General features: G+C 69.7%; 29 protein-coding genes and 1 riboswitch. Of the genes, 11 read left to right on the top strand and 18 right to left on the bottom strand.

Annotation, left to right across the window (positions count from 1 at the left end):
- Window positions 1-79 precede the first annotated feature (79 nt).
- The 6 genes from AC0IZS_RS08640 to dinG form a co-directional block, all read right to left on the bottom strand.
- Window positions 80-1,315 carry an extracellular catalytic domain type 1 short-chain-length polyhydroxyalkanoate depolymerase gene (locus AC0IZS_RS08640; protein ID WP_471635253.1) on the bottom strand — a complete coding sequence of 412 codons (1,236 nt, stop codon included), beginning with the start codon at window positions 1,313-1,315 and terminating at the stop codon, window positions 80-82.
- Between the two features lie 182 nt (window positions 1,316-1,497).
- Window positions 1,498-1,926 (bottom strand): CopG family transcriptional regulator, encoded by a 429-nt coding sequence (locus tag AC0IZS_RS08635; RefSeq protein WP_471635252.1) that lies wholly within the window; start codon window positions 1,924-1,926, stop codon window positions 1,498-1,500.
- Window positions 1,927-2,057: 131 nt separating this feature from the next.
- On the bottom strand, window positions 2,058-2,294 hold the full coding sequence (locus AC0IZS_RS08630; RefSeq protein WP_305744276.1) for a hypothetical protein: 237 nt from the start codon (window positions 2,292-2,294) through the stop codon (window positions 2,058-2,060).
- A gap of 73 nt (window positions 2,295-2,367) precedes the next feature.
- Window positions 2,368-2,871, bottom strand: coding sequence for a pyridoxamine 5'-phosphate oxidase family protein (locus AC0IZS_RS08625; protein WP_471635251.1), 504 nt, complete (start codon window positions 2,869-2,871; stop codon window positions 2,368-2,370).
- Between the two features lie 143 nt (window positions 2,872-3,014).
- Window positions 3,015-3,374: a zinc ribbon domain-containing protein YjdM gene (locus AC0IZS_RS08620; protein WP_471635250.1), complete on the bottom strand. Its 360-nt coding sequence runs from the start codon at window positions 3,372-3,374 to the stop codon at window positions 3,015-3,017.
- Between the two features lie 64 nt (window positions 3,375-3,438).
- Window positions 3,439-5,601 (bottom strand): ATP-dependent DNA helicase DinG, encoded by a 2,163-nt coding sequence (dinG, locus tag AC0IZS_RS08615; RefSeq protein WP_471635249.1) that lies wholly within the window; start codon window positions 5,599-5,601, stop codon window positions 3,439-3,441.
- A 156-nt stretch (window positions 5,602-5,757) separates the two neighbouring features.
- Here dinG and AC0IZS_RS08610 point away from each other — a divergent pair, with 156 nt between their 5' ends.
- From AC0IZS_RS08610 to AC0IZS_RS08590, 5 genes are all read left to right on the top strand, one after another.
- The gene (locus tag AC0IZS_RS08610) at window positions 5,758-6,030 is read left to right on the top strand and encodes a hypothetical protein (protein ID WP_471635248.1); all 273 of its coding nucleotides are present in this window, start codon (window positions 5,758-5,760) and stop codon (window positions 6,028-6,030) included.
- A gap of 131 nt (window positions 6,031-6,161) precedes the next feature.
- Window positions 6,162-6,260: riboswitch (cyclic di-GMP riboswitch) on the top strand.
- A 148-nt stretch (window positions 6,261-6,408) separates the two neighbouring features.
- Window positions 6,409-7,413, top strand: coding sequence for a hypothetical protein (locus tag AC0IZS_RS08605; RefSeq protein ID WP_471635247.1), 1,005 nt, complete (start codon window positions 6,409-6,411; stop codon window positions 7,411-7,413).
- On the top strand, window positions 7,413-7,991 hold the full coding sequence (locus AC0IZS_RS08600) for a GTP-binding protein (RefSeq protein WP_471635246.1): 579 nt from the start codon (window positions 7,413-7,415) through the stop codon (window positions 7,989-7,991). Before AC0IZS_RS08605 ends, AC0IZS_RS08600 begins: the two co-directional genes overlap by 1 nt.
- Window positions 7,984-8,442, top strand: coding sequence for a roadblock/LC7 domain-containing protein (locus AC0IZS_RS08595; protein WP_471635245.1), 459 nt, complete (start codon window positions 7,984-7,986; stop codon window positions 8,440-8,442). Before AC0IZS_RS08600 ends, AC0IZS_RS08595 begins: the two co-directional genes overlap by 8 nt.
- 54 nt (window positions 8,443-8,496) lie before the next feature.
- Window positions 8,497-8,859 carry a hypothetical protein gene (locus tag AC0IZS_RS08590; RefSeq protein ID WP_322590832.1) on the top strand — a complete coding sequence of 121 codons (363 nt, stop codon included), beginning with the start codon at window positions 8,497-8,499 and terminating at the stop codon, window positions 8,857-8,859.
- 5 nt (window positions 8,860-8,864) lie between these two features.
- Here the strand turns inward: AC0IZS_RS08590 and AC0IZS_RS08585 are convergent, their stop codons facing one another.
- The 5 genes from AC0IZS_RS08585 to AC0IZS_RS08565 form a co-directional block, all read right to left on the bottom strand.
- Window positions 8,865-9,542 carry an HAD family hydrolase gene (locus AC0IZS_RS08585; RefSeq protein ID WP_471635244.1) on the bottom strand — a complete coding sequence of 226 codons (678 nt, stop codon included), beginning with the start codon at window positions 9,540-9,542 and terminating at the stop codon, window positions 8,865-8,867.
- A gap of 5 nt (window positions 9,543-9,547) precedes the next feature.
- Complete coding sequence (locus tag AC0IZS_RS08580) at window positions 9,548-11,461, bottom strand: B12-binding domain-containing radical SAM protein (protein ID WP_471639488.1); 1,914 nt, start codon at window positions 11,459-11,461, stop codon at window positions 9,548-9,550.
- Between the two features lie 108 nt (window positions 11,462-11,569).
- A complete protein-coding gene (locus AC0IZS_RS08575) occupies window positions 11,570-12,136 on the bottom strand; it encodes a gamma carbonic anhydrase family protein (RefSeq protein WP_471635243.1) in 567 nt (188 codons plus the stop codon).
- 46 nt (window positions 12,137-12,182) lie between these two features.
- Window positions 12,183-12,806 (bottom strand): alpha/beta fold hydrolase, encoded by a 624-nt coding sequence (locus AC0IZS_RS08570; RefSeq protein WP_471635242.1) that lies wholly within the window; start codon window positions 12,804-12,806, stop codon window positions 12,183-12,185.
- 33 nt (window positions 12,807-12,839) lie between these two features.
- A complete protein-coding gene (locus AC0IZS_RS08565; protein ID WP_471635241.1) occupies window positions 12,840-13,490 on the bottom strand; it encodes a TetR/AcrR family transcriptional regulator in 651 nt (216 codons plus the stop codon).
- A 134-nt stretch (window positions 13,491-13,624) separates the two neighbouring features.
- Here AC0IZS_RS08565 and AC0IZS_RS08560 point away from each other — a divergent pair, with 134 nt between their 5' ends.
- Window positions 13,625-14,659 carry an MBL fold metallo-hydrolase gene (locus AC0IZS_RS08560; RefSeq protein WP_471635240.1) on the top strand — a complete coding sequence of 345 codons (1,035 nt, stop codon included), beginning with the start codon at window positions 13,625-13,627 and terminating at the stop codon, window positions 14,657-14,659.
- On the opposite strand, the gene pdxR is transcribed toward AC0IZS_RS08560, so the two are convergent.
- Entirely contained in the window at window positions 14,660-16,105 is a 1,446-nt protein-coding gene (pdxR, locus tag AC0IZS_RS08555) for a MocR-like pyridoxine biosynthesis transcription factor PdxR (protein WP_471635239.1), read from the bottom strand.
- 78 nt (window positions 16,106-16,183) lie between these two features.
- Between pdxR and AC0IZS_RS08550 the strand changes: the two genes are divergently transcribed.
- On the top strand, window positions 16,184-16,666 hold the full coding sequence (locus AC0IZS_RS08550; protein WP_471635238.1) for an OsmC family protein: 483 nt from the start codon (window positions 16,184-16,186) through the stop codon (window positions 16,664-16,666).
- Between the two features lie 3 nt (window positions 16,667-16,669).
- A complete protein-coding gene (locus AC0IZS_RS08545) occupies window positions 16,670-17,308 on the top strand; it encodes an FMN-binding negative transcriptional regulator (RefSeq protein WP_471635237.1) in 639 nt (212 codons plus the stop codon).
- Between the two features lie 7 nt (window positions 17,309-17,315).
- On the opposite strand, the gene AC0IZS_RS08540 is transcribed toward AC0IZS_RS08545, so the two are convergent.
- The 3 genes from AC0IZS_RS08540 to AC0IZS_RS08530 form a co-directional block, all read right to left on the bottom strand.
- Window positions 17,316-18,713 carry a homoserine dehydrogenase gene (locus tag AC0IZS_RS08540; RefSeq protein ID WP_471635236.1) on the bottom strand — a complete coding sequence of 466 codons (1,398 nt, stop codon included), beginning with the start codon at window positions 18,711-18,713 and terminating at the stop codon, window positions 17,316-17,318.
- Window positions 18,714-19,063: 350 nt separating this feature from the next.
- A complete protein-coding gene (locus AC0IZS_RS08535; RefSeq protein ID WP_471635235.1) occupies window positions 19,064-20,161 on the bottom strand; it encodes a Fic family protein in 1,098 nt (365 codons plus the stop codon).
- Between the two features lie 130 nt (window positions 20,162-20,291).
- Window positions 20,292-20,543 (bottom strand): ATP-binding protein, encoded by a 252-nt coding sequence (locus AC0IZS_RS08530; RefSeq protein ID WP_471635234.1) that lies wholly within the window; start codon window positions 20,541-20,543, stop codon window positions 20,292-20,294.
- Between the two features lie 57 nt (window positions 20,544-20,600).
- On the opposite strand from AC0IZS_RS08530, the gene AC0IZS_RS08525 reads away from it, so the two are divergent.
- Entirely contained in the window at window positions 20,601-20,894 is a 294-nt protein-coding gene (locus AC0IZS_RS08525) for an acylphosphatase (protein WP_471635233.1), read from the top strand.
- Between the two features lie 3 nt (window positions 20,895-20,897).
- Here the strand turns inward: AC0IZS_RS08525 and AC0IZS_RS08520 are convergent, their stop codons facing one another.
- The 3 genes from AC0IZS_RS08520 to AC0IZS_RS08510 form a co-directional block, all read right to left on the bottom strand.
- Window positions 20,898-21,680, bottom strand: coding sequence for a DUF72 domain-containing protein (locus AC0IZS_RS08520; RefSeq protein WP_471635232.1), 783 nt, complete (start codon window positions 21,678-21,680; stop codon window positions 20,898-20,900).
- 64 nt (window positions 21,681-21,744) lie between these two features.
- Window positions 21,745-23,049, bottom strand: a complete 1,305-nt coding sequence (locus AC0IZS_RS08515; protein WP_471635231.1) for an ATP-binding protein — start codon at window positions 23,047-23,049, stop codon at window positions 21,745-21,747.
- A complete protein-coding gene (locus tag AC0IZS_RS08510) occupies window positions 23,046-23,810 on the bottom strand; it encodes a response regulator (RefSeq protein ID WP_471635230.1) in 765 nt (254 codons plus the stop codon). The genes AC0IZS_RS08515 and AC0IZS_RS08510 overlap by 4 nt, the downstream gene beginning before the upstream one ends.
- Window positions 23,811-23,980: 170 nt before the next feature.
- Here AC0IZS_RS08510 and AC0IZS_RS08505 point away from each other — a divergent pair, with 170 nt between their 5' ends.
- Both AC0IZS_RS08505 and AC0IZS_RS08500 read left to right on the top strand, forming a co-directional pair.
- Window positions 23,981-24,472, top strand: a complete 492-nt coding sequence (locus AC0IZS_RS08505; RefSeq protein ID WP_471635229.1) for a DUF2147 domain-containing protein — start codon at window positions 23,981-23,983, stop codon at window positions 24,470-24,472.
- Between the two features lie 103 nt (window positions 24,473-24,575).
- Entirely contained in the window at window positions 24,576-25,874 is a 1,299-nt protein-coding gene (locus AC0IZS_RS08500; protein ID WP_471635228.1) for a serine hydrolase domain-containing protein, read from the top strand.
- Window positions 25,875-25,905: the final 31 nt, after the last annotated feature.

Genomic DNA, 25,905 nt, shown 5'->3' with positions numbered 1-25,905 from the left:
GTACCGCACCTTGCTGTTGGTATGGATGGGGCGGTGCGTGGTGCCCCGGGGGCAAATTATGGTGGCGCGCGGCCGGGGGTCAACAGCGGGGGTGTGCGAGGAAGAAGCGCAGCATCTCCTCGGTGGCCGACACGCCCCGGGGATCGGTATGGCTGCCGCGCGCATCGCCGCCGGCCCAGGCGTGGCCGCCACCGTGCAGCACCCAGTGCTCTGCCAGCGTGGTGCCGCCGCTCTGGTACAGGGTGCGCGTATAGCCCTGGCCGTGGGCCGACCGGCCGGTGGTCACGGCAGGGAGTACCTCGCCCTCGGCGGCGTCCAGCGCCGCCTCCACCAGTTGCTCGCCATTGCGCGCATGCACGGTGGCATCGGCATCGCCGTGCAAGACGATCAGGGGCAGCGCCGTGCCCAGCTGGATGACGGGGGGCGTAGTCGTCGCGAACGGGCTGGTGCTGGCGGCCTTGGCGCCGGTCTTCATCGCCGACAGCGCCGCCATCACGTTCTGCGCCGCGCCGGCCGACAGGCCCGAATGCACGCCCACGGCGGCAAACAGCTCGGGGTATTCGCGCGCCAGCAGGGCCGCCATGGCACCACCGGCCGAGAGGCCCGCCACATAGACGCGGTTGTCGTCCACCGGGTAGCGCGCCATCACCTCGCGCACCATGGCCACCAGCGTGGCCGGCTCGCCGCCGCCGCGCCGCTGGTCCTGCGGCCGGAACCAGTTCCAGCAGGCCTTGGGGTTGGCGCTGCCGGACTGGGCGGGATAGAGCACCAGGGCATGGGCCCGTGCCGCCGCGCCGTTCATGCCCGTGCCGGTGGCGAAGTCCTCGGGGTCCTGGGTGCAGCCATGCAGCATGAGCACCAGGGGCATGGGGGCACCGCTGTCGGCCCCGGGCGGCACATACAGGTAGTAGTGGTCCTGCGGGGCGCCGGCCAGTGCGAAGGCCACCCTTGTGAAGCTGTCGGGCGCCTGCGTGGCAGGGTGCCGGGCGCTCGCAGGGCCCGTGGCCGGGGAAGGCTGGGCGCGGGCGGGCGTGTCCTCCTCCAGGTCGATCACCACGGCGTCTTCGACATCGGCCTGCGCAAAGCCATTGCGCCAGCCTGTGCCGGATGGTGTGGACGCAGGCATGCCTCCCCGGCCTTCGCGCAAGGTGCCGGTGGCACCGGCATGGGGCGCTGTGGCGCCTGCCGCGCCCGCGGTGGCGGGTATTCCGCCCAGGGCCTGCTGGATGGCGCGGGTGGCATCGGCCAGCTGGCCTTTGCGCACCAGGTCGGTGGCAGTGCCGAGGAGTTGCTTGAGATTGTGGTTCCAGTCCATGGGAAGGTCCTTGGGGTGAGCTGGTAGGGCGTGCGCCGTTCATGGCACGGCCGCCCCTGGGCGGCTGGTGCCGTCGGTTTTTGTCTCGGAATGCCGCCGCTCGAAAGGGCCGGTCTGGAATGGAAAAGGAAAGAAATCGCCGTTGTGGTGCGCTGGGCACCCCGCCACGGTAGGCGCTTGTCTCAGCCGATGCGTCCCGCCAGCGCCGCCTTGACGGCCGGGCTGGCGTGGAACGCCCCGAGCACGGTGACCGAGGCGATCGTCGCCTGCGCCAGCGCGGGCGGCACGTCGTCTTCGATGCTGGCCAGGCCCAGCACGCGGATCTCCAGCCTCTGGCCCGCGGCCTGCACGGCCTCCAGGTCGGTGCGGCCAAAGCGCTGCAGTCCCAGCACGAGCATCTTGCGTGCCACCACCTGGCGCACCTCCTCGTTCTGGGTGCTCAGCTGGTTGCGGATGGCGGTGCGGATGAAATCCGTGCGGTTGGCGTAGAAGCCCTCCGATACGAGCAGATCGATGTGCCCCAGGTCCACATAGCCGAGGTTGATGGTGATTTTTTCCGAATCGGGGACCTTGCTGCGCAAGGCCAGGGAGGTGGTGGAAGTGGGGTTCATAGTGCCTTTTGGCCGTCTTGTGCCATCCATATGGATGGTAAATGGATGGTGAATCGGCGTTTTCAAGGGTCGGCCATCAAAAAGAAAGAGCCCAAGGGGCCCTTTCTGGTGCGTGGCGGCCGTGCGCGGGGTCAGCCCGCGCCGCGACTCCCGCCACCGCTGCTGCTGCCCGCGCCGCCTTGGCGCGACTGGCCCTGGTTGCCGCTGCCCAGGTGGGTGTCGCGGTCGCCACGGCTTTCGGGCGTGCGGCGACCCTGGTTGATCTGCGTGGTCTTGTCGCCTGCGCTGTTGTGGGCGTTGGCCACCTTGCCGCTGCCGTCGCTGGCGGCATTCAGGTCGTCGTCGGTCTGGTTTTCCTTGCTGCTCATGGCAATCTCCTGTGGTGCGGAAGTGAACGGTGCGCCCGACGGGAAGCGGGGCGCACCAGTGGGAGGCGCTGCCTCAGGACAGCGTCAGTTCCTTGTGCTCGCCCAGGTCGCGCGGCTGCTCGCCCGTGATGGCGGCCTTGGCCATCTTGAACAGCTGCACCATCTTGCTTTCCTTGACGTCCCAGTACTCGGCGTGGCCCAGGCGCACGGCCAGCAGCGCCAGGTTGGGGTCGGTGTGGCCCGCAGGGAACCAGGCCTTGGCCATGGGCGACCACAGGGCTTCCTTCTGGGCCATGTCTTCCACGAAAGTGGCCTGGCCCGACAGGGACACATAGCTGTCATCGCCCGGGTCGGCATACGACACGTTCACCTGGCCATCGGTCAGCAGGCGGCCGTAGAGCTCGCCATTGCGCGGGATGAAGAAGTACAGCAGCGACTGCTCGTCGATGCTGCGGTTCTGCGTGGTCAGCGGGTGTGCGTGCAGCATGCCGTTGGCATGGCGGTGCGTGAGCATGCCGAATTTGATGTCCTTGATCAGCTTCCACAGCGTCTCGCGGGCAGGGGTGTCGTGTTCCATGGGGGTGCCTCCGGCAGATGGTGAATGGGTAAAAATTCACTGTAGGCGGCATGGCGCGTGGCGGGCGTCGTCCCCCGGCCCGGCTTGGGGAGGGCATTGTCTGACAGCAGCGCCTCGCAGTGCTCTGCCTCAGCCGGAATCGATCACGCCTTCTTCAGGAACTCCGACTTCAGCAACATGCTGCCCAGGTCCGTCGTGCAGTCCACGTTGTGACCATCGGCGCCGTCGACCAGGCGGATGCCCTTGATCTTGGTGCCCTTCTTGAGGGTGGATGACGAGCCCTTGACCTTGAGGTCCTTTACCAGGATGACGGCGTCGCCCTGGGCCAGCGGATTGCCATGGGCATCGCGCACGGTGCCGTCACCCCCGGCCTCGTCGGCTTCTGCCGCTTCGGCCACCATGGGCCATTCAAAACTGCAGTCGGGGCAGGCATGGCTGCCGTTGCCATCGGGGTAGGTGTTCTCCAGGCCGCATTGGGGGCAGGCGGGGATGGCGCGGGTCATGGAAGGCTTTCTGTCTTTTCTGGAGAGAGGGTCGGAGCCGCATGGCGGCAAAGGGGGGCGCTGCTCAGCGCGGCTTGCGCTGCTCCAACGCAAACGGCGGCAAGCCCTTGAGCAGGCGCTGCCCGTACGAGGTGTTCATGAGCCGCTTGTCGTAGCAGTACACATGCGCCTGGTCTTCCTCGGTGCGGATGGCGCGGCCCACCCACTGGGCCAGGCGGATCGCGGTGGCGGGCACCACCAGCTCGCTGAAGGGGTCGCGCCCTACCGCGCGCAGCCATTCGGCACGGGCTTCGCCCACCGGGTCGTCGGGCGGGGCGAAGGGCAGCTTGGTGATGAACACCGACTCGCACAGCCGCCCCGGCAGGTCCAGCCCCTCGCCAAAGGACTGCATGCCGAAGATGACCGAGGGCTGCCCCTCGGCCACGCGCTCGCGGTGGCGCTTGAGCAGCTGCGTGCGCGGCAGTGCGTTCTGCACCAGCACCACGCTGCGCATGGCGGTGGGCAGGGCCTCCACGGCCTGGCGCATCTGCTCGCGCGAGGTGAACAGCACCAGCGCGCCGTATTCCACATTGGCGATGTCGTAGAGCAGCGCGTCCACCATCTCCGCCGTGAAGGCGGCAGCGTTCTTGGGGTCGGCATGGGTCTCGGCCGCGATCAGCGTGCCTTGGGCGGCGTAGTCGAAGGGGCTTGGCACCTCCAGCGTGGTGGCCGCCGCATCGCCGTGCAGGCCCGACTCGCGCATGAAGAACTCGAAGTGCCCGCAGCTGGTGAGCGTGGCCGAGGTCAGCACCGCGCCGCGCACCGCGCTCCACAGGTGGTTGCGCAGCGTGGTGCCGGGCAGTATGGGGCTGGCATGCGCCTTGACCACGATGAAATCGCCCTCCACCTCCAGCGTGAACCACTTGGCCGCCGGCACCGCGCCCTCGGGCGCGTCCTGCAGCAGCAGTTGGGCGGTGGCGTGCAGCTCTTCCAGGCGTGGCGCCAGCATGCCGATCTGCGCGTACAGGGTGGACAGGCGGCGTGCCTCGTCGGGCTTGTCGCGCATCTCGGCGCGCAGGGACTTGGAGATGGCGCGCAGCGCTTCGAGAAAACCGTCGGCGCTGGCGGCCAGCAGGCCCAGCGGTGCGATCAGCGGTTCGGGCAGCACACCGCGCGGTACGCGCACGCGCGCCGGACCCCAGGCGTCCTTCTGGCTCTTGAGGGCCGTGCCGTACACGTCCATCACGATGCGCGCCAGGTCCTGCAGTGTCTGGCGCAGCTGGCCCGAGTGCTTGGGGATATCGGCGATCTCCTCCACTTCGAGCAGCGCGCCAATGCGCAGGCCCCGGCTGGCCAGGCGCTCGATCCAGGTCACGCGGCTCAGGTCCATGCTGCAGGCGAACTGGTCCAGCGCCGTTGCAGGCAGGTGGTGCGCCTCGTCCAGCACCAAGAGGCAGTTGTCCAGCTCGGGCAGCACGCGTGCGCCCAGGGAGGACAGCAGGAGGTCGTGGTTGGCGACGATCACCTGCGCCCCCACCAGCTCCTTGCGCTTGTCGTAGTAGGTGCATTGGCTGAAGGCCGGGCAGTGCTTGCCGGTGCAGGATGCACCCTCGGCCGCCACGGCGCTCCATACCTCGGGCTCGGGCGGCGTGTCCAGGCTGTCGCGGTCTCCGTCCCACCCGCCCTTGCCCAGGGTCTGCGACATGGCCGAGTAGAACTGGATGCGCGCCTCGGTCTCCTGGCGCGGGCGTTTGGCGCGGGCGGCGGCCTCTTCCTCGGCGAACAGGTCGTCCTCCATGGCCTCCTCGGCCTCCCCGGTGCCGGCCAGGCGGTCGAGCTTGAGCTTGCACACATAGCGGCCACGCCCCTTGGCCAGCGCGAACTTGAAGGGCTGGGGCAGCAGCTTGGCCAGTGCGGGCAGGTCCTTGTTCACCAGCTGCTCCTGCAGCGCCACCGTGGCGGTGGATATCAGCACCCGCGTGCCGCGCGACAGCGCCATGGCAATCGCCGGCGCGCAGTAGGCCAGAGACTTGCCCACGCCGGTGCCGGCCTGGATCACGGCAATCGACCGGGTGGGCGCGGCCTCGCCCGCTTCCTCGTCCACCTTGCCCAGCGTGGCGTGGCTGAAGGTGTGCGCCACCTGCTCGGCCATGCGCCGTTGCCCGCCGCGGCTGCGAAACCCCGGCGTGGCCTGCACCACCGCGTCGAACGACTGCAGGGCCGCCTGGGCCCACTCTGTTGAAGACATAAGGACGAGAGTGTGGCATATGGTTGGGCATACAGTGTTTTGCGTGCCTCTCATCCTGTCATGCACATGGGAAATGGGCCTACACCGCCCCGTGCCGGGCGCTCCTACGATGGGCTGCGACCCACTTGCGCCGCTGTGGCGCCCAAGGAAGAACCCATGCCCACGACCGCCGATCCCCGCACGACCGAAGCCTCGGTGGACACCACCAGGCGCCAGACCGCGGCCACCCCTACCCGCGGCGACGCCGACCCGGCCAACCCCGCCCAGGAAGAAAACCCCAAGCTGCCGCACGAGCGTGACCAGTCGGTCGACATGACCCACGGCAAGCCCGACGCACAGGTACAACAGGCCTACCGCGACGTGCAGCGCGGCCTGCAGGACACGGACCGCGGCCCCCCGGCCGACAAGGCCTACCAGAAGCAGAAATAGCACAGCGCGGCGCCTGCTGCGCCGCCAGGCCGGTGCATCGGCGCAACACCTGGGAACCGCCCGCCACGGGCGGCGCGTTGCGGCGTGGCAATCAATGGTTGCCAGCGCAACCCATTCCCCTATACTGAAAAACACTGAAACGGCACCCCCGCGCGAAAGTCGGGTCCGCAAAGCCACCGGTCTACCGGCACCGAGACCTGCCTCGGGCCCAGGACAGCGGGGCTGCCACGTTGTATCCAGGGTTGCTCAGGGGAGCCGCCGTCTCAGTGGTCGTCACACCCAACCGAGAGGCCGCCCCAGCGATGCAACACCGCCCAGGTCCCGCACTCGCCGTTTCTGCTCCTGTTCTTCCTGCATCGAGCGCGGGCCGGGCCATCCATGGCCGCCTTCACGGGCGCCATCCTGCTGCACAGGGGGCTTGACGGTATGGGCGACGGGCTGGTCATCGGTACCCAGGACATTGCGCAGAAAGACCAACTGGTGCTGCGCGCGCTGGTGCGCCTGCTCGAAGGCGGGGTGAACATCCGCGCGCGCTTCAGCGAGCAGCTGGCCGAGTGCAATGTGGTCTTCGTTCCCGGCCACTGGCCTTACCGCTTCCATGCCCCCTGCATCACGGTGCGCGTGCTCGACCCCGACGACACCGGAGCGGCGCTGGAGCAGACGGCCGACCTCACCGTGGCTACGCCGCTGCGCATGACGAACGTCATCGCCGTGCTGCAGTCGGCCACCCAGCGGGTGCATGGCGCATCGCAGTTTGATCCGGTCAAGGGCCAGCGCGCCCTGTTCGAGCTGCTCGGCGAGCGCACCCGCACGGCCGAGCGCCGCCGCGCCGTGGTGCCCATGAGCGCGGGCCAGCAGATCGTGTTCGACTTCGTGCAACAGCTGGTGCATACCTCCATGCCGATGGAGGTGTTGCTCTCGGGCGCCTATACCCTGGGCGAGCCGCACCGGGTCAGCCCGGTGGAGGAAGAGCTCATCCGCTCCGTGCCCGCCCACAGCCTGCGCCACCTGCTGTGGAGCCTGGCCATGCGGCTGGCGCAGACCGGTGCCAGCGCCCCGCTGCGCCCCGGCCACTACCGGCTGCTGCGCTGGCCCGATGCGATCGGCCTCACGGCCGCAGGCCACCCGCGTCTGGCGGCGTTGCTGACCAGCCGGGCCCTGAGCTACGAGCAGGTCTGCGCCAAGAGCGGCGTGCCCGAGGCCACCGTGCGCTGGTTCCTCGAAGCCTGCCTGGCGCTGGGCCTGGCGGTGGACGAGGGCAGCGCCGAGGCGGCGACGGCCGCCCCCGCCCATGGGGCCACCGCGAAGCCTTCCCATCCACCGGCCGCAGCCACCCCACCGGGCTGGCTCGGCAACCTGCGTGAACGGCTCAAGCTATGGTGATGCCCACCCCTGCCCCTGCCGTGACTGCGGGCACCTCGCGCGACCTCAAGATCGTCTTCACGGGGCCCATGGGCGCCGGCAAGACCACGGCGATCCGCGCCATCAGCGATGGCGAGGTCCTCTCCACCGACGTGCCCATCACCGGCGGAGCCGAGCTCTCCATGCCCGGCAAGACCATGACCACCGTGGGGCTCGACTACGGCGAATGCCGCCTGGGCGACCAGTGGGTGCTCAAGCTCTTCGGCACGCCCGGGCAGGAGCGCTTTCGCTTCATGTGGGACATCCTGGGGGCCGGCGCCTTCGGCCTGATCGTGCTGGCCGACAACTCGCAGCCCGACCCCGTGGGCGAGGTCGCGCGCTACCTCACGGCCTTTGCGCCCCACGTGCCGGCGCGGCGCACCGTGGTCGGCGTGGGCCGGCTCGACACCCACCCTTCGCCCAGCGTCGCCGACTACTGCGAGCAGTTGGGCGCTCTTGGATACAACCCCCCGGTGCTGGAGGTGGACGTGCGGCGCGATGCCGACGTGCGCCTCCTGCTGTCGGTCCTGGTGAGCATGGCGGAGATCGAACATGAGTAGCAGCAGCAACCTCAGCGGCACCCCGGGCCTGGTGCCTGTCGCCACGTCCTTGCGCCTGGTCACCATCGCGCAACTGGCCGGGCTGCTCGGTGAACTGCAGCGCGGCACCCCCGGCATCCTGAGCGCCACGCTGGCCAGCGCCGACGGCTTCACGGTGGCCTCCACGCTCTCGGACAGCCAGGACGCCGACAAGCTCTCGGCCATGTCCGGCTCGCTCAGCGCGCTGGCCGGCGCCATGACGCGCGAGGCCGGCCACAGCGCGCCCGAGCGGCTGATCCTCGAATCGGGCAGCGGCCACATCGTCTCGATGAACGTGCCCGTGCCCTCGGGCGACCTGGTGCTCACTGTGGTCACCAACGAATCCTCGCTGCTGGGCAAGCTGCTCTGGAGCTGCCGCAACACCGCCGACCAGGTGCTTGCCGCCTGCGCCGCAGCGCCGCAGCCGGGCTGATCCCTCTTTTTGCCGTTCCCGTTCCCTTGTTCCACCACCACCGGAGACCCCGCCATGGCATTCACCCCCAAAGAACTCCTGAACCAGCTGATGCAGACCGAGGGTGCCCTGTGCGCCGCGCTGGTGGACTACAACAGCGGCATGCTGCTCGAATCCGTGGGCAGCGGCCTGGACCTGGAGCTGGCCGCCGCGGGCAACACCGAGGTTGTGCGCGCCAAGATGAAGACCATGAAGTCGCTGGGCATGCAGGGCGCCATTGAGGACATCCTGATCACGCTGACCCAGCAGTACCACATCATCCGCCCTGTGGAAAAGCACGACGGCCTGTTCATCTACTACGTGCTCGACCGCAGCCGCGCCAACCTGGCCATGGCCCGCCGCAAGGTGCTCGAAGCCGAGGCGCAGACCGCCATCTGATCGGTTCAGGGAGCCCCAAACCAAAGGGGCATCTGCGGCAATGCTTCCTCCAGCGAGCCCAGCACGGCCAGGCAGGCCTGCGCCACCTCGGGTGCGGGCTGCAGCAGGTCCGGCACCACCACCAGGCCCATGCCCGCAGCCAGCGCGGCGCAGGCGCCGTTGTGGCTGTCCTCGAAGGCCAGGCACTGTGCCGGCGCCACGCCCAGGCCCTGGGCGGCCAGCAGGTACAGCGCCGGGTCGGGCTTGCCGCGCAGCACCTCGTTGCCGCCGGCCACGGCCGCGAAGTGTGGCAGCACGCCCACGCGCGCCAGGCGCTGCGCGATCTCGTCGGTGCGCGACGATGAGGCCACCGCACACGGAATGCCTGCGGCCTGCAAGTGCGCGAGCAGCGCTGCCGCACCGGGCTTGAGCGGGAACAGCAGCTCCTTGCCCTCCCCTTCCTCCAGCGCGGCCCGCACCGCCACCATGGCCTGCTCGAACGGCGCCACCCCGCCCAGGTGGGCCTGCAGGATGGCGTGCGAGTCCTGCGCGGCCTTGCCCACCACCTGCAGGTAGTCGCTCTCGCGCAGCACCACGCCCAGCGCCAGGGCCGCCTCGGTCCAGGCGCGCAGGGTCGCGCGCTCGGAATCGACGAGCAGGCCGTCCATGTCGAAGATGGCGGCGGTGAAGGGCGGGCGGGGCATGCCGGTCAGCCCCGCTGCTGCAAGGCCCGCTCGATGCGATTGCGCTGCACCGTGGTCTTGGGCACCTTGAAGGGGAACCAGCTGCGCACGTCCTCTTCGAGGCCGATGCCGTGCATGTAGTTGTAGATCGCCTTCTTGAGCGCGCCGCCCAGCGCGTCGTGGTCCACGCCCGTGGGGTCGTGAAAGCCGATGTCGTTCTTGGCAAAGCTCACCGGTGGCAGGGGCTGCAGCGTCACGCCGTACTCCTCGGGCGCCTTGCCCACGGGCGAATGCACGGTGCAGGCAAAGCGGTGGAAGAAGCCGCTCTGGATGCAGCCGTTGGCGAACAGCTGGCGCACGTACTCCAGCGCATCCACCGTGTCCTGCACCGTCTGCGTCGGAAAGCCGTACATCAGGTAGGCATGCACCAGGATGCCCGCGTCGGTGAAGGCCCGCGTGACGCGCGCCACCTGGTCCACCGAGACGCCCTTCTTCATCAGGTCCAGCAGCCGGTCCGACGCCACTTCGAGCCCGCCCGAGACGGCGATGCAGCCGCTGTCGGCCAGCAGCCCGGCCAGTTCGGGCGTGAAGGTCTTCTCGAAGCGGATGTTGCCCCACCACGAGATGCCCGCGTTGCGCGCGATCAGCTCGGTGGCCAGGGTCTTGAGCGCCTTGGGTGGCGCGGCCTCGTCCACGAAGTGGAAACCCGTCTGCCCCGTCTCGCGCACGATGGACTCGATGCGGTCGGCCAGCACCGCAGCCGAGGCGCCCTCGTAGCGGCTGATGTAGTCCAGGCTCACATCGCAGAAGCTGCACTTCTTCCAGTAGCAGCCATGGGCCACGGTGAGCTTGTTCCAGCGCCCGTCGCTCCACAGCCGGTGCATGGGGTTGAGCATGTCCAGGAGCGACAGGTACTTGTCCAGCGGCAGCCCGTCCCAGGTGGGCGTGCCCACCTCGGCGAAGGCGATGTCCGCCTCCTGCATGTTGATATAGCGCACGGCCTGCGTGTCCGCATCGCGCACGAAGGTGCGCACCAGGCGCTGGCGCCCGCGCTGGCCCTGCACGTGCTCCAGCAAGGCCAGCAGCGGGCGCTCGCCCGCGTCCAGCGACACGTAGTCGAAGTAGTCGAACACGCGCGGCTCGGTCAGGTCGCGCAGCTCGGTGTTCACGAAGCCGCCGCCCAGCACGGTGACGATGTGCGGGTGCGCCGCCTTGATCGCCTGCGCAATGCGAAACGCCGCGTACACCGCCCCTGGGAAGGGCACCGACAGCAGTACCACCGTGGGCGCATGGCGCTCCACCGCGGCCAGGGCCAGCGTGCGCAGGGTCTCGTCCACCAGGTTCATCGGCCCGGCCAGGGCCGCAGCCAGTGGGTCGAACGTGGGCTGGCTGCCGGCCAGCGACTCGGCATAGCGCACGAACTCGAAGCGCGGATCCACCGCGTCGCGCAGCACGTCGGCCAGGTCGTTCAGGTACAGCGTGGCCAGGTGCTTGGCGCGGTCGTGCAGGCCCAGGGCGCCGAAGGCCCAGCCCAGCGGGTCGCCACCCTCGTCGTCCACGTACACGTCGAGCGTGGCGAAGCGCGGCCCCTCGGGCAGGAAGTTGCGGCCCACGATGCGGTGCGCCAGCGTGGTGTCGCGCCCCTGCAGGAAGGCGATGGTGGGTGCGATGGTCGCCAGGTAGCGGTCGCGCTGCGCCGCAAAGGCCTGCACCGCCGGGCTGTGCTTCTTGGCCGGCAGCGCAGCCACCTTGGCTGCCACGGCGCGCAGCCCTTCGGGCGAGAGCAGCTGCAGCACCAGGGCCAGCGCCAGGTCCTCCTGCACCGCCGTGATCTCGCGCGAGCGCAGGAACCCGGTGAGGTAGGCCGTCGATGGGTAGGGCGTGTTCAGCTGCGTCATCGGCGGGATGACGGACAGGACGCGGAGCGGTGGGGCGGACATGGTGGGGGCGGCCAGGGCGATGCAGTGCCGCCTCATGGGGAATCGTGGAAGTACCCGATTATCCCGCCAGGCCCTTAACCTTGGGGGGCACCAGACTCCCCCGGGGTATTACATCGGCTGGGGCGGCACCACCGCCGCATCCGGCGTGCCCGCCAGGTAGTTGTTCTTTACCCGCACATAGTGCTCGGCGGAATAGCGCAGGTAGGCGATTTCCTTGTCGGTCAGCGCACGCTGGCGCACTGCGGGCCGGCCGATGTAGAGGTAGCCGCTCTCCAGCACCTTGCCGGGCGACACCAGGCTGCCGGCGCCCAGCATCACGCGGTCGCCGATGACCGCGTCGTCCATCACTATGGAACCCATGCCGATCAGGCATTCGTCCCCTATCTGGCAGCCATGCAATATCACCGCGTGGCCGATGGTCACATGGCTGCCGATGATGAGCGGCGAGCCCTCGGGCTTGCTGGCATTGCGGTGCGAGACATGGCCCATGCTCAGGTCCTGCACGTTGCTGGCCTCACCCACCACGATGCGGTTCACGTCGCCGCGCAGCACGGCGTTGCACCAGACCGAGGCGTCCTTGCCGAGGGTGACGTCGCCGATCACCTGGGCCGAGTCATGGAGGAAGACGCCGGTGCCGAGCACGGGCGCGGTGTCGAGGTAGGGAGCAGTGGGCATGGTTTTCGGGGGCTCAGGATTGCAAAGCGCCGAGCGTAGTGCAAAGTCAGTCTCGGCCGTTCAGGTGCGCTGCGATCAGGGGCGCTACCTGCGCTGCATGCCGGTTGGCGAGGTCGTGCGCGCCGCCAGGCACCACGTGCAGCCGGCTCTGGGGCAGCAGAGCCTGCAGGCGCCGGCCCACGCCTACGGGGCTGATGGGGTCGGCATCGCCCCACAGCAGCAGCGTGGGCGGCGCCAAGGTGGCCAGGGCGGCGCTCAGGTCCTCGCGGTAGTCGGCGAACCAGGGCGGCACCGTGGGGTGGGCCTGGGCGAAGGCCGGCCGCCAGTCCTGCGCGCCATGGGCGGCCATGTCCACGCCGCCCGAGGTGGCGGTGAGCACCAGGTGCGTGACCTGCCCGGGGCGCCGCAGCGCGGCCTGGACGGCCACGATGCCGCCCATCGACTGGGCGACGAGTGCCGTGGGCCGGTCGATGGCGTCCACCACCCGCGCCACCAGGTCCTCCATCCCACGCACGCCGGGGTCGGCCGGCACCGGGCCAAAGCCCGGCCAGCCCATCAGCCGGCGGGTGGCCGGGTGGTCCAGCAGGCCCGACACGGGTTGCCAGAACTGCGGGTCACCCCCGACGCCCGGGAGAAAGAGAATCTGGGAGGGTTGTTGCTGCGCTTCCATGGTCCGGCAGCATACGCCGCGCGCGCCAATTGATCAGCCCGGCGCGGCCACCGCGTAGAAGCCCAGGAACATGTCCACCGCATCCTCCAGCACCTGCTGGCGCAGCGCGGGCGCCAGCGGCGGCTGCCCCATGGCCAGTTGCGGCCAGAAGGCGAAGGACTTGACCAGGCCGTGCAGCTGGTGCGCGGCGTACTGCGGGTCCACCCCGGCGCGCAGGCGGCCATGCTGCTGGGCGGCGCGCAGCCACTGGGGCAGGCCCTCTTCCTTCTCGGACAGGCGGTCCACCAGCGCACGGGCGCGTTCGGGCGTGTGCATCAGCTCGGCCATGGCCACGCGCGACAGGTCGATGAAGCTCGTGTCGTCCAGCATCTGCATCTTCTGCTCCAGCACCGCCAGCAGCTGCGCGCGCAGCGGGCCGGCCGCGTCGTAGTGGATCTCGGCCTGCGCATGGCTGCGCTCCCACATCTGGGCGAGGATGGCCTCGAACAGCTCATCCTTGCTCGGGAAGTGGTTGTACACCGTGCGCTTGGAGACATCGGCCGCCGCGGCCACCCGGTCCATGCTCGTGCCGGCAAAACCGTTCTCGCGGAACTCCGCGATCGCGGCCTGCACGATGGCCTCGCGCTTGCGGTCGGTCAGGCGGGTGGGGGCGGTCAGGGCTGCAGACGGGGCTATCGGGCTCATAGGCGAAATTTTACACCGGGTAGTTTACTTTTTTTAAAACAACACTACACTGTGCAGTGCACTTTTCAGAAAAGGCAGTCCCCATGTTCCGCCGCGTGCCCCGCATCCTCCTCCTCCTCACCGCAATCACCGCCATGGCCTACAGCATCATTTCCTGTGCCACCCTGCCCTCGGGTTCGTACGAGCAGTCGCCCCAGTACGTGGACGGCAAGTTCCGCAACGTCGCGCCGCGCCAGGCCCCAGGCTTCTTCAAGACCGTGGCCATCTTCTGGCGCTTTGCCACCGACAAGCCGGCCAACACCGTGCCCGCCAAGCCCATCGAGGTCAAGCCGCTGACCCAGGCCGACGTGCTGGCAGCGCCCGACCAGAGCCTGTGGCGCCTGGGCCATTCGACCATGCTGCTCAAGCTCGACGGCAAGTTCTGGCTCACCGACCCGGTGTTCTCCGAGCGTGCCTCGCCCTTCCAGTTCCTGGGGCCCAAGCGCTTTCACGCGCCGCCGCTCACCATCGATGAGCTGCCGCCCATCACCGGCGTGGTGCTCTCGCACGACCACTACGACCACCTGGACTTCGACGCCATCCAGAAGCTCGCGCCCAAGGTCGAGCATTTCCTCACCCCGCTGGGCGTGGGCGACCGCCTCATCGCCTGGGGCGTGCCCGCCGCCAAGGTGCAGCAGTTCGACTGGTGGCAGGGCACCAGCGTGGGCGGCGTGAAGTTCGTCGCCACCCCGGCCCAGCACTTCTCGGGCCGCAGCCTGTCGGACGGCAACCGCACGCTGTGGGCCTCCTGGGTCATCATGGCCGGCGACACGCGCATCTTCTTCAGCGGCGACACCGGCTACTTCGACGGCTTCAAGGCCATCGGCGAGCGCTACGGCCCCTTCGACCTGACCATGGTCGAAACCGGTGCCTACGACGCCCAGTGGCCCGACGTGCACATGCAGCCCGAAGAAAGCCTGCAGGCCCACCGCGACGTGAAGGGCCGCCACATGATGCCCATCCACAACGGCACCTTCGACTTGGCCCTGCACCCCTGGCACGAGCCCTTCGATCGCATCACCCAACTGGCCGCGGCCGGCAACGTGCCCCTGGTGGCGCCGGTGATGGGCGAGCGCCTGGACATCCGCAACCCCGCCCCGTCGCAAGGCTGGTGGAAAAGCGCGCAGTGATCAGGCGCCTGGCAGGCGCTGGGCGAGCTTGCCCACGATGCGGGCTGCTGACTTGATCTCCGGCACATCAAAGCCCGCGTAGCCAAACAGCCAGCCCCGCCGCTGCGACTCCATCGCATAGCGCGACAGCGGCGCCAGCATCACCCCCGCCGCCTGGGCCTGGCGGCACAGGGTTTCGTCGTCGCTGCCGGGCGCGCGTTCGCACAGCAGGTGCATGCCGCGGTCGCTCGCGGCCAGCTGCAGCGCGCCGTCGCTGGCATCGGCCAGCGCATCGCGCAGGGCCTGCTGGCGCGCCTGGTAGAGCTCGCGCATCTGGCGCAGGTGGCGCAGCAGGTGGCCCTCGGCAATGAACTGCGCCAGCACTGCCTGCGCATCGCCGGGCGCATGCCGGTCGGTGATGGCACGCGCCATGGCAAAAGGCTGCACCAGCGCCGGCGGCGCCACGATGAAGCCCAGGCGCAGCCCCGGGTGCAGCGTCTTGGAGAAGGTGCCCACGTACAGCACCCGCTCCGAACCCGGCAGGCTGCACAGCGCCGGTACCCGCTGCGCGCCGTACTGGAACTCGCCGTCGTAGTCGTCCTCCACCACCCAGGCATCGTGTGTGCGCGCCCACTGCAGCAGCGCCTGGCGCCGCGCCAGGCCCATGCGCACGCCCGTGGGGTACTGGTGCGTGGGCGTCACCACCGCCATGTGCGCGCCGGGCCAGCGCTCGGTGGCCTCGGCAATGCAGGCGCCCTCACCGTCCATGGCCATGGGCCGGGCCCGCACGCCGTGGCCCAGCAGCGCGGCGCGTATGCCGGGGTAGCCGGGGTCTTCCACCAGCACCTCGTCATCCACGTCCAGCAGCAGCCGTGCGATCAGGTCGATGGCCTGCTGCGAGCCCGAGCACACCACCACCTGCGCCGCATCGCAGCGGATGCCGCGCGATGCCCACAGCCACTGTGCCACCGCCTCGCGCAGCTGCGGGTCACCGGCCGGGTCCAGGTACTGCGCGCGCGCCGCGCGCTGGCCGGGGCCGGCTTGGCGCGCCAGGCGGTCCCACACCGCGTACGGAAACGTGTCCACCTCGGGTGCCCCCATGCGAAAGGCCCGCGCCACCGCCACCGGCGGGTTCCAGCGCGCCGCCGTGTCGGCGATCAGCTGCCCGCGCCGCGACAGGCCGCGTGGCGGCGCCACCAGTTGCTGGCTGCGGGTGGTGCCCCCGGCCGCCTGCGAGACATAGGTGCCATCGCCCACGCGCGCCTCCACATAGCCCTCGGCCTGCAGGCGCTGCACGGCCCACAGCACCGTGTTGCGCGACACGCCCAGCGCCGCGGCATGCTCGCGCGATGGCGGCAGCCGCGTACCCGCGCGCAGGCTGCCCTGCTCGATGGCGCCGCGCAGGCGCTCGTAGACCTGCTGGCGCAGCGTGGTGCTGAGTGTCGGATTGGCTCTGGCAATCGGCATGAATTGGCCCCCTGGATGTGGTAACACTGCCATAAACTGAGGAACCATTGTAGGCACCCCCCACGAGAAAGCACCCCCATGGCAGAGCACTACGCCACCATCACCTGGCAACGCGGCAGCGACGATTTCCTCGACAAGCGCTACCACCGCGCCCACACCTGGCAGTTCGACGGCGGTGCCAGCGTGGCCGCATCGTCCTCGCCGCATGTCGTGCCCGTGCCCTACTCCGATGCGACCGCGGTCGACCCCGAGGAGGCCTACGTCGCGTCGTTGTCGAGCTGCCACATGCTGTGGTTCATGGACTTCGCCAGCCGCGCGGGCTATCGGCTCGACAGCTACAGCGATGCGGCGGTGGGCACCATGGCCAAGAACGAGGCCGGCCAGCTCGTCGTCACCCATGTGCAGCTCAAGCCGGTCACCCGCTTCGATGCGGCCCACGCACCCAGCGCCGAGCAGCTGGGTGACCTGCACCACAAGGCCCACACCTCGTGCTTCCTGGCCAACTCGGTCAAGACGCAGATCGACTGCGCGCCCGTGTTGCAACTGAGCGAAGGGGGCTGAGCCATGGCCAATGCCAACCGCCAGTTCCGCGTGGCCGATGCCGCCGTGCTGCAGTCCCTGGTGCGTGCCCAGCCCCTGGCCACGCTGGTCATCACGCACCAAGGCGCCCTGCACGCCAACCATGTGCCGCTGTACCTCGACCCCACGCGCGGCGAGCACGGCACGCTGGTCGGCCACGTGGCGCGCGCCAACAGCGTATGGCCGCTGCTGGCGCAGACCGCAGTGGCCATCTTCCACGGGCCGCAGGCCTACATCTCGCCCACCTGGTACCCCTCCAAGGCCATTGACGGCAAGCAGGTGCCCACCTGGAACTACGCCACGGTGCACGCACACGGCACGCTCACCGCCCTCAAGGACGACCCGGCCACGCTGCGCGCCATCCTGCACACGCTGAGCGAGGCGCACGAAGCGCACCGCGCCGAGCCCTGGCGCCTGGACGATGCGCCCCCGGCGTACATCGAGCAGATGATGCGCGCCATCGTCGGCATCGAGCTCGCGGTGGAGCGCTGGGAGGGCGTGTGGAAGGTCAGCCAGAACCGCACCGAGACGGACCGCGCAGGCGTGGTGGCCGGCCTCACGGCCGAAGGCACGCCTGCGGCGCTGGAGATGGCGGCGCTGGTGCAGCAGGGCGCACCCGCCTGATTCCTCTCTAGGCGTCGAGCATCTCCACGCGCAGCGTGGTCACCGGCCCGGCCACCGCCGGGTGCGCCGCCAGCGCATGCACGGCCAGGTCCACCGTGGCCTGGGCCACCGCATCGGTCAGCACCAGCACCTGGGCGCCACTGCCAGGGGGCAATGCCTTGTCTGCTGCCAGCGCCACCTGCGCCACCGGCACCTGCTGGGCGGCCAGCCAGGCGCCCACAGCGCCGATGTCCTGCGCCAGGTGCACGGGCACGCGCAGGTAGTGGCGCGTGTGCACAGCGGCGCGCGGCAGCACGGCCAGGTGTTCGTCCACCGCATGGGCGTGAAAGCCCAGGTGCGGCACGCGCTGCGCGGCGTGGGTGCCATCGAGCCGCGCCACGTCCACCAGGTCGGCAATCACGGCCGATGCCGTCTGCTCCGACCCGGCCCCCGCGCCGTAGTACATCGTCACCCCGGCCGCATCGCCCTTGACCAGGATGCCGTTCATCGACCCGTTGACATGCGCCAGCAGGTGCGTGGCCGGCACCAGTGCAGGCTGCACGCGCAGTTCCACGCCATCCGACCGTTTTCGCGCCACGCCGAGCAGCTTGATGCGGTAGCCCAGCTGTTCGGCACACGCCACGTCCAGCCCCTGCAGCGCGGTGATGCCCTCCACCTGCGCATCGGCAAAGCGCACCGGCATGCCGAAGGCATTGGCCGCCAGCAGCGTGATCTTGTGCGCTGCGTCCACGCCCTCGATGTCGAAGGCCGGGTCGGCCTCGGCATAGCCCAGGGCCTGCGCCTGTTCCAGCGCCTCTGCAAACCCCAGGCCCTCGTCGCGCATCTTGCTCAGGATGAAATTGGTGGTGCCGTTGATGATGCCCGCCACCCACTCGATGTGGTTGGCCGTGAGGCCCTCGCGCAGCGCCTTGATGATGGGGATGCTCACGGCCACCGCGCCCTCGTAGGCCAGCGCCACGCCATGCTGGCGCGCGGCGGCAAACAGCTCATTGCCATGCACCGCCAGCAGTGCCTTGTTGGCCGTCACCACGTGCTTGCCCGCCGCCATGGCCGCCAGCAGCCACTCGCGCGCGGGGCCGGTGCCGCCCGCGGCCTCCACCACCACGTCCACGTCGGGGTGGGTGGCGACCTGCATCGGGTCGTTGGTCAGCGCCACGCCCGTGCCCACCACGCCGGCCGCGCGCGCCAGGTTGCGCGCGGCCACCACCACCACCTCGATGCCGCGCCCCGCACGCCCGGCAATGGTGGCCTGGTTGCGCGCCAGCACGCGGAAGGTGCCCGCACCCACGGTGCCAATGCCGATCATGCCCACGCGCAGGGGGCGGGTGGCAGCCGGCATGGCCATGGCGCTGGCAATGCGGTCGTGCTGCTGGGGCGCTAGGGACTGAACGGGATCGCGGTACATAGGACTTCCTTCTCCGGGTTGCTGGCTGCCAGGCAGCCAAAAAACAAACAAAACAAAAACCCAGCTGCCAGAGCTGGGTTTCATTCGTTCATTCCGGGGAGGAGGGGAGAGCGATCACCAGGTGGCTGCCGAAACGGCCACCTGCGCGTGCTCAGGTGGCCGCGGGGGTAATGGTGGTAATCATTCGTGCACCCATCGCCCGCGTGAACGCAGGCAGCATCATGCAGGTGCCCATGGGGGCAGCGGCAGCACGTGCGGTGTGGATGGAGGTGTACGACATGGCTGCCAGTGTAGCGGATTGGGCGTGGGGGCCGTCAAGGGGGGTGTGGCGCACGCACTGTGCAATACCGCTACGCCCCGCGTTCCGCCTCGGGCCACAGCTTCGGAAAGTAAAAGCGCAGCGCGTGCTGCGGCACGCCAAAACGCAGCTTGCCGTGTGGCGAATCGGTCTCCAGCAGGCCGCGCTGCAGCAGTGCGCTGATCTGCGTGGTGGCCATGCGCTCGCCCAGCCCCAGCATCGCCTTGAAGTCCCGGCGCTCCAGGGCCCCCTGCGTCACGAACAGGTAGTGCAATGCGCGCAAGGACTCGGTGCGAACCCCCTGTTTGACCACATGCTCCTCGAAGCCCAGGCAGGCCGCGATGCGGTCCTGCATGTCCTGTGGCGCCAGCAGGCCGGTCATCAGCTGCACCTGTTCCGCGCACTGGGCCAGCACATAGCCGATCCACGCCTCCAGGCCGCGGGCATCGGTGGCCGCAGCCAGGTGGGCGCGGTAGGCATCCTGGCTGCGCGCGAACCCGCGCAGCGGCGACCACAGGCCATTGGTCAGGCCCAGGTGCCCCAGCACCAGATGGGTGTGCAGCCCGGCCACGCGGCCACTGCCCTCGCGGAACGGCTGTATCCCCAGCAGGCGCTGGTGCGACGCGGCCATGGCCAGCACCGGCATGCCGCCCCCGTGGACGCCGCCGTAGAAATGGCCCCACTGCTCCAGCAACGCTCGTACTTTTGCGGGCCCGGATTGCAGCGCACCGGGCCGCAGCGTGGCGCCCCCTTTCAAGGCCCGGTCCGCTTCGGGCAGGCGCGCGTACACATCCTGGTGGATGTCGCACACCATCTGGGGCGACCACACCGTTTTGGCATCCCACGCGGGCCACCGCATTTCCAGCTGGGCCTCGGTGGCCATGTGCGCCAGCGCCAGCCGCTGGCGCCCGGCCTTTTCCGGATCGGCGGCCCGCTCGCCGCGCAGGGCCTGCTCGATCTCCAGCGGCTGCATTTTCAGACCCTCGAACTTTTGGGCGTAGTACGCATTCATCGCCCGCAGCAATCCGCGCAGCCCGCCCAGGGCCCCGGGCTGGCACAGGCCCGACAGCCGGTCGGCCCCGCGGACCAGGCCATGCGCCTGCTCCAGCAAGGGGCCCAATCGGCGCGTTGCTGGCAGCAGGGGTTGCATCTGTGAAGGGTGGGTGTACTGCGAAAAATATTGCGACTTCAAAAGCATCGCCAAGTCTATGACTTGAAAAGGCTTTCTTCAGGAAATGCGACCCATTTTGCGCATCTCGTCGCGGTATTTTTTTCGCAGTTCACTGCGCAGACTGTGGTAGTGGTCCAGGGTCGGTGCGCACCATGCGTATCGCATCGAACGGGCAGCGCACCGCACACAGCGCGCAGCCCGTGCAGCCCGCCTCGTCGTGCAGCGTGGAGCGCTTGGGGCCCCAGGGTTGCGGCCCCTGCACCTGCAGCGACAGCACATGCGGCGGGCACACGCCTATGCACCAGCCGCAGCCAGTGCAGCGGTCGGTGTCGATGGCCGGTAGGGCCTTGCGTGCAGTCATGTGGGGCAGTGTGCGCCCGGCGTGCCCACCCTGCAAGGCTCGCGGTACAGTGCCCCCATGAATGAAGAAACCATCACCCGCCACCTGTTGATCACCGGCCATGTGCAGGGCGTGAGCTACCGTTGGTCCATGGTCCAGGCCGCCGAGCGCCTGGGCGTGCAGGGCTGGGTGCGCAACCGCAGCGATGGCCGGGTGGAGGCCTGCGCCTGGGGCACCCCGCAGGCCGTGCAGGCCCTCGTCGACTGGGCGCACCAGGGGCCCGCGCAGGCGCAGGTGGATCGCGTGGTGGTGGGCAACGTGCCCGATGGCGGCGAAGCGCCGCAGGGCTTCACGCAGCGCGAAACCGTGTAGGCCTCAGGCGCGCAGGCCGAGCTGCTTGATCAGCTCCATGGCCCCTGCCGGCGCCCGCTCCTTCGCGCCGTTGATGAAGTACACGAACACGTCGCGCGGGCGCTCGCCGCCGGTCCAGCTGCGCACGCCCTGGGCCCACTGTGCAATCGCCTCAGGCGTGTAGCCGGTGGGCACGTCGGCCTGGCTGCGCATCAGCCGCAGGTAGGCAAAATCGGCCGCGCCATCGGCAATGGCCGGGAATTTTTCCGAATCGGTATGCACCGGCACACAGCCGTACCGGCGCGCCAGTGCGATGAAGGCCGGCGTGGCAAAGCTCTCGTGCCGCACGTCCAGCACATGGCGCAGCTTGCGGCCATCCACGGCCTTGGGCAGCAGGGCCAGAAAGGCCTCGAAATCCCCCGGCTCGAACTGCTTGGTGGGCATGAACTGCCAGACGATGGGGCCGAGCTTGTCCTTGAGCTCGGAGATACCGCTGTCGACAAAGCGGCTGATCGAATCGCCCGCCTCCGCCAGCACGCGCCGGTTGGTCGCAAAGCGGTTGGCCTTGAGCGAGAACATGAAGCCCTCGGGCGTGTCGCCATGCCACTTGGCAAAGGTCGGCGGCTTGAAGGTGCTGTAGTAGGTGCCGTTGACCTCGATGGCCGTGAGCTGGCGGCTGGCGTAGTGCAGCTCCTTGGCGTGCGACAGGCCGGCGGGGTAGAAGTTGTCGCGCCAGGGCTCGAAGGTCCAGCCCCCGATGCCGATGCGGATGTGCTGCTGCTGCTTGCTGTTGCTGCTGTCTGTCATGGCGTTCCCTGTCACGAGTCAATCCACGGAAAGGGCACTGTACCAGCGTGGCCTGGCGGCAGCGCTACCCCGGCAGCTCGACCCGCGCTTCCAGCCCCTCGCCGCCATCCTCGCGCGGCGCCAGCACCAGGCGCCCGCCCAGCGCCTGCGCCAGCTCGTTCGCAATGGCCAGGCCCAGGCCCGTGCCGCCGGTGCCGCGGTTGCGCGAATCCTCCAGCCGCACATAGGGCTGCAGCACGGTGGCCAGGTCCGCCTGGGGTATGCCCGGGCCGCGGTCCAGCACGCGTACGCACCAGGGGCCCTGTGTTCCGGCTTCCACCGCCAGCTCGGCACTGCCCGCGAACTTGAGCGCGTTGTCCACCAGGTTGCACAGCAGCCGGCGCAGCGCCTGTGGGCGCGTGTCGCAGATGCCGTCCACCGCGAGCAGCACGCGCACCGGCATGCCCGCGTCGGCGTAGTCCATGGCCAAGCTTTCCACCAGCGCGCGCAGGTCCACGCGCTGCAGCGGCTCGCGCACGGCCTGGGGCGAGCGCGCGTAGGCAATGCCCTCCTCCACCAGCGACTGCATCTCCGCCAGGTCGGCGTGCAGCCGGTCGCGCAGGGCCGTGTCGTCCAGCAGGTCGGCGCGCAACCGCAGGCGCGTGATGGGGGTCTGCAGGTCGTGCGACACCGCCGCCAGGATCTGCATGCGCTCCTGCAGGTGCGCCTGTATGCGCTGCTGCATGCGGTTGAAGGCCGCGGCGGCGCGCACCACCTCGCGCGGGCCGTCCTCGGCCAGGGGGTTGGCCGGCTGCGCGGGGCCCAGCGCGTCGGCGGCGTCGGCCAGGGTGTTCAGCGGGCGCGTGGCCGCGCGCACGGCCCAGGCACACAGGCCCACCAGCACCACCAGTTGCAGCGCCAGCGCCGCCAGCACCCAGCGCGACACCTGCAGCCGGGGCTCATCCATGTCCACCGCCAGCGGCGTGCCGTCGGCCAGGCGCAGCTGCAGCCGCAGCTCGGTGCCGGGCACGCCGGGGTCCACCACCTGCACCGTGCGCCCCGGCGGGAGCGCGGCGGCCACGGCGCCCGCCACCATCACGGCCAGGGCCGACTGGCTGGCAGGCACCGGCAGCGGCTCGGCCAGCACGAAGCGGTAGTTGCGCCGCGCCAGGCGCGTGAGCCATTGGGGGCGCTCATCGGCGGGCAGGCGCTCCAGCACCGCCGCCGAGCTGGCCACGTCGCTCGCCAGGTAGCCCACCATGGCGTTGCGCATGCTCATGCTGCGCTCGGTCACCGCCAGCATGAAGGTCAGCGCATGCGCCAGCGCCAGGCCCAGGGCCAGCACCAGCAAAATGCGCCCAAACAGCGAGCCCGGCCACCAACGCGTCATGCGGCAGGCCCTGCGTTCGTCGCTACGGGCTGCACCGCGGCGCAGAACACATAGCCCTCGTTGCGCACCGTCTTGATGTAGCGCGAGCCGCGCACGCCGTCGCCCAGGCGCTGGCGCACGCGGCTCACCAGCAGGTCGATGGAGCGGTCGAACACCTCGGCATCGCGCCCCTGCGTCAGCTGCAGCAGCTGGTCGCGCGTGAGCACACGCTGCGGGTGGTCCAGCAGCACGCGCAGCAGCCGGTACTCCGCACCCGACAGGGCCACCACCGCGCCGCTGGCATCGAGCAGGTGGCGCGCCGTGGTGTCCAGCCGCCAGTCGCCAAAGGCCAGCTCGCGCACCGGCTCGGCCGCCGCCAGATTGGGCGGCAGCATGCGCGTGCGCCGCAGCACCGCGTGGATGCGCGCCAGCAGCTCGCGCGCGGCAAAGGGCTTGGTCACATAGTCGTCGGCGCCCAGCTCCAGGCCCAGGATGCGGTCGGCCTCGTCGCTGCGCGCCGTCAGCATGATGATGGGCAGCACCGGCGCCCCGGGGCCGCGCAGCTCGCGGCACAGGGTGATGCCGTCGGTGCCGGGCAGCATCAGGTCCAGCACCAGGAGGTCGATGCGCGTGCTGGCCAGCACCGCGCGCATCTGCCGCCCGTCGGCCGCCACGCTCACCTGCAGGCCCTGCTTGCGCAGGTACTGGGCCGCCAGCTCGCGGATGCCGGCGTCGTCGTCGACGATCAGTACGTGGTCTTCAGGCGGATGCGGGTGCTGCATGGGCTCGATTCTCCAGGCAATGCGGGCGCGTCTGCACAGGGTTTGTATCCCAACTTGTCCGCCCGCAGCGGCGACACCTGCGCACACCAAAAGCCCTCGCCAGGACAAATGCCCGATACCTGGGCTGGGTTCAATGCAGTCTTCCTGAACTTCATCACGAGGGCTCCTCCATGACACCGCAGTCTGCCACCGCCTTCCACTTGCTGGCCGCGCTGACCCTGTACGCCGCACTGCCACCCGCCGGTGCCCAGCAGGCCGGCGCCGAACCCCGGGCTCCGCTGGGCCGCTGGGTCACCGAAAGCGGCAACCTCGAAGTGGAGGTCGCCCCCTGCAGCAGCGGCAGCGCCACGCTGTGCGGCAAGGTCGTCAAGGTCATGGCCAACCGCTCCATGGCCGGCCCCGGCCAGGCCAGCGAGTTCGCCGACAAGCGCCCGGCCCTGGGCATGACCCTTCTCTCGGGCTTCAAGCCAAGCGGTGCCAACGAACACCAGGGCGAGATCTACAACCGCGAGAACGCCAAGACCTACAGCGCCACCCTCACCCCCGTCGGCACCGACCAGCTGCGCGTGCACGCCTACGTGGGCATCGCGCTGTTCGGCAAGACGCAGGTATGGCGCCGGCCCTCGCCCGCAGGGCCTGCGCCCGCCATGGCCCAGCAATGACCCTGCAGTGAGCCGACCCCCTCCCGCCCAAGCCGCGCCCCTTCATTTTCCCCGTCGCCCCTCCTCCCCTGTCCAACCCTTCCTTCCCCTGGAGAACTCCACCATGCACCCTCCCCGCCGCGCCCTGTCGCTGGCCGTTGCCACCGCCCTCCTCGCCCTGGCCCAGGCCAGCCACGCGCAGCCTGCGTTGCCGCCGCCCGACGCCACCGACCCCGTGGCGCTCAAGTTGATGCAGGGCTTTCCGCCCGCGCCCGACAAGCAGGTGCGGCTGGGCACCATCCTCAAATACCCCAACGCCCGCTGGGCCCTGCACCACCTGCGCGAACTGGGCCCCACCGCCAACATAGCGCGCGGCCCGGGCCCCGCAAGCGAACTGCAGGCCACGCCGCTCGAACTCGAGGGCCTGCCCTTCCTCGACGACAAGGGCGCCAAGACCACGCTGGCCAACTGGCAAAAGGCCACCTATACCGACGGCCTGCTGGTCATCCACCAGGGCCGCGTGGTGTACGAGCGCCACTACGTCGGCAACCAGCCGCACGTGCCCCATGTGCTGTGGTCCATGAGCAAGTCGCTCACCGGCCTGCTGGCCACCGAGCTGATCCACGAAGGCCTCATCGACCCTTCCGCCCTCGTCACCCGCTACCTGCCCGAGCTGGCCAGCAGCGCCTGGGCCGACGCCACCGTGCAGCAGACGCTGGACATGACCACCGGCGTCAAGTACGCCGAGGACTTTGCCGATCCCCAATCGGGCATCTTCCAGTACCTCATCGCCGCCGGCCTGGTGCCCGCGCCCGCCAACTATCCCGGTGCCAAGGCCATGCTCGACTACCTGCCCACCGTGCAGAAGGAGGGCGAGCACGGCAAGGGCTTCAACTACAAGTCGGTGGACACCGAGGTCATCGGCTGGATCCTGCAGCGCGTAACCGGCAAGACCTTTGCCACCCTGCTGTCCGAGCGCCTCTGGACCCCGCTGGGTGCCGAGCAGGACGGCTATGTGTGGGCCGACCCCACGGGCGCGCAGTCCACCAGCGTGGGCATCAACGCCACGCTGCGCGACCTGGGCCGCCTGGGCGAAATGCTGCGCCGCAACGGCCACTTCAACAGCAAGCAGATCATCTCCACCGCCACCGTGGCCGAGCTGCGCAAGGGCGCCGACCCCGAGAAGTTCAAGGCCTCCGGACAGACCATGCGCAACGGTTACTCGTACCACAACCACTGGTGGCTGCCGCACGACGTGGACGGCAGCTACGAGGCCAAGGGCCTGATGGGCCAGCACATCCACATCAACCCGGCCGCCCAGCTGGTGGTGGTCAAGCTCTCGTCGCACCCCATCCCCAACACGGCCTTCACGCACAACTATGACCGCCTGGCTTTCGCCGCGCTGGCCGGCGCCTTGCGCTGAGTGCTGACCCATGCGCAGCCCCGCATGGCCG

This window comes from Acidovorax sp. AC410, from assembly GCF_979253235.1.
This window is presented reverse-complemented; position numbering and strand designations above follow the sequence as displayed.